The organism is Pontibacterium sp., assembly GCF_041587635.1.
Taxonomy (GTDB): Bacteria; Pseudomonadota; Gammaproteobacteria; order Pseudomonadales; family Balneatricaceae; genus Pontibacterium.
Map to the genome: position 1 here is coordinate 1 of NZ_JBFGYC010000499.1, position 2968 is coordinate 2968.

4 protein-coding genes are annotated in these 2968 nt (G+C 47.0%); 3 read left to right on the forward strand and 1 reads right to left on the reverse strand.

Features of this window, described 5'->3' with window-relative positions; all coding sequences use genetic code 11:
* A partial coding sequence (locus ABYW01_RS18070) for a LysR family transcriptional regulator (protein ID WP_372835518.1) occupies nt 1-176 on the reverse strand: 176 nt, incomplete at its 3' end.
* Nucleotides 177-493: 317 nt separating this feature from the next.
* Here ABYW01_RS18070 and ABYW01_RS18075 point away from each other — a divergent pair.
* From ABYW01_RS18075 to nhaA, 3 genes are all read left to right on the forward strand, one after another.
* Nucleotides 494-1426, forward strand: a complete 933-nt coding sequence (locus ABYW01_RS18075) for a sodium-dependent bicarbonate transport family permease (RefSeq protein WP_372835511.1) — start codon at nt 494-496, stop codon at nt 1424-1426.
* A gap of 167 nt (nt 1427-1593) precedes the next feature.
* Nucleotides 1594-2004 carry a hypothetical protein gene (locus ABYW01_RS18080; RefSeq protein WP_372835514.1) on the forward strand — a complete coding sequence of 137 codons (411 nt, stop codon included), beginning with the start codon at nt 1594-1596 and terminating at the stop codon, nt 2002-2004.
* Between the two features lie 50 nt (nt 2005-2054).
* A partial coding sequence (gene nhaA, locus ABYW01_RS18085; RefSeq protein WP_372835517.1) for a Na+/H+ antiporter NhaA occupies nt 2055-2968 on the forward strand: 914 nt, incomplete at its 3' end.

The following is a 2968-nucleotide window of genomic DNA, read 5'->3' on the forward strand; positions in this document are numbered from 1 at the left end:
AAAGGGGTACCGACTGCATCCGCCAGCTTTTTCAGCTGCATAGATACCGTGGGTTGAGTAAGGAAAAGTTGTTTTGATGCCGCTGTGATGGAGCCTGCCTGATACACCGCCAGTAAAATTTCCAACTGACGCAATGTCCCAATACGCGCATGTAATTTAGCCATAACCCGCCCCATAACATAGATATTTATCTATACCTTACATAATTAGTATCTATTTTTATCTATATAAATTTAGTTGGATAATCGTCTCATGCAAAACGGCTGAAACCCGTCGTTAATCCAGAGGCGCAATATGAACGATACATCGCTTTATTTTGAACTAATCTCAATCTCATTATTGCTGGGGCTGGGTATCGCGCTGTTGCTTTTAAACCTCCCGGGCTGGGGGCTGATAAGCATCGCCGGTGTTCTCTCGGTCGTAACAATCGGGTTGAGAAGAGCATCTAACGCAGCCAACGACCTCTCTAACCCCGTTTAAGGAGTTCCACACGATGCAACTGGATGTGGTCGCCGCTTTTTTCCTGCTGGGTGCTTTTGCACAATTGCTTAAAGCACCCATTAAAATGCCCTCGGGGTTGTATCAAAGCCTCACCCTGTTCCTTCTTATCGCTATTGGATTAAAGGGCGGTATCGCACTAGGTCAGTTCGGTAATATCGAGCTCCTTTGGCAATCTCTGCTGATTCTTGGTTTTGGTGCCCTTCTTCCCCTCTTTGCCTTCCCAGTATTACTCAAACTAGGTGGCCTTTCGCGGGTAGATTCCGCATCCATCGCAGCCCATTATGGCTCAGTCAGTATCGCGACATTTGCAGTTGCCATGGCCGTACTGGACGCCAGAGAGATCAGCTATGAACCTTACTTTCCTTTGTTTGTTGCGCTGCTGGAGATCCCGGCAATCGCGGTGGGTCTTTGGTTGGCGCAAGGTAAGGGACAGACACTGAACCTTAGGAAAGTGCTGCACGAGATTTTTCTCAACCAAGGTGTTCTATTACTGAGCGGGGCTCTTTTAGTTGGTTGGTGGGCAGGCGATCAGAGTCAGAAGCTCATGCCATTCTTTGGCAATCTCTTCTACGGCGTATTAGCACTCTTCCTGCTTGAAATGGGGCGTGTCGCCACTTCCCGTATCAATCTACTAAAAGAATACGGATCCTTTATCGCCAGCTTTGGTGTGGTTATGCCGCTGTTTGGCGCGTTAGTGGGTGCCCTTTTCGCGCAACTGCTTGGCCTGTCTGTGGGCGGAACGATTCTTCTGGCGACGTTAGGCGGGAGTGCTTCTTATATTGCGGTACCCGCTGCAATGTCCGTCGCTTTGCCCAACGCAAATCAGAGTTTATCCATTACTTCATCGCTGACAGTGACATTCCCTTTCAACATCTTGGTTGGTATCCCGCTGTACAGCACGTTGGTTATTGAGGTTATGACCTGAGTCGAATTATTCAACGTATAGATTATGAAATACCGATCATTGTCGAAGACTGGTTCATCAAATTCCACCGCTTAGTAAGTAGAGAGGGAATGCTCGTAGGCCTGATAGAGCAATACATGTTTGAACTTACTGATGACACAACCCTAAATCATCGCAAGGAATAAGCCATGAAACATTTAATGCCTATATTTACTCTGATTACATGTGTATCTGCACCATCGCTTTTTGCCAGTGACGAGACGGACAGCAACACACTGGATAAGTCTTATATCGCTGGCTTCCTTGCAGGTGCACAGTTAACTGATACCGAAATCATTCGCCGCTTTGATGCTGCCAACAAAGGCGATCAACCATCAGACTTTTTCGAGAGAGCCTTTAAAACACGTGTGGGCGAGCGACCATCAGCCGTTCCTGCTACCTACTACGCGGGCTTCTGCTTGCCTGAAAGTAAGTCCAATAATGACGTTATAGATAGTATTCTCGGAGAAATTACTCAGAAGAGCAGCAGCTCCGATTTAGATAAAGCACATTCGGTATTTCGCGCATTAAGAAACCAATACCCGTGCCCGCAACCTTGAGCACCAAATACAGAAAACAAACCTGATCAATCCCTCTCAATACACTACAGTTGAAAGGGATTGATCTTGGAATGAGTAATAGCAGGGAGACTGCAATGAAACGTAAACGTAGACTTTCGGGAAAAGAGCACGTTGCTCCCTGGGAACGTGCCTTTGATAGGATCCTCACCCCGATAGAAATATTTATCCACAGACAGACAACCAGTGGTGTTTTGCTGATGCTTTGTGCTGTGGTCGCGCTGATCATTGCGAACAGTCAACTGGCTGATGCTTATCACCACTTCTTCCAGCTTTATCTGACAATTGGTTTAGAGAACTTTCAGCTCTCAAAATCACTGCATCACTGGATCAATGACGGTTTTATGGCCCTCTTCTTCCTTGTCGTTGGACTGGAGCTGAAACGTGAACTGTTGGTTGGTGAACTCGCCAACGTCAAACAAGCACTGCTGCCAATCATCGCCGCTATTGGGGGCATGCTGGTACCGGCTCTGATCTATTTCGCGATCAATCCCAGCGGTCACACTGCCGACGGTTGGGGAATCCCGATGGCAACGGACATCGCCTTTGCGCTAGGCGCTTTGGCGTTACTGGGTAATCGGATTCCACAGAGCCTGCTGATGTTTTTGGTTGCATTGGCGATTGTTGATGACTTAGGTGCCGTGATTGTTATCGCGCTGTTCTACACTGATACACTGAATATGGCAGCCTTAGCCTTAGCAGGCTTTTTCATATTTACACTCACCTGTCTGAATCTGGGTGGAGTACGAAGATTGTCTCCCTATCTGATTATCGGGGCATTCCTCTGGGTAGCGATGTTAAAAAGTGGCATTCACGCCACCCTGGCTGGTGTCATCCTCGCATTTATTATTCCAATGAAACCCAAATATGATCCAAAGCGCTTTTTGTCACTCATTAACAACAGTGTACAAAACATCAAAAACGCTTATAGGAAAGATGAAAACAT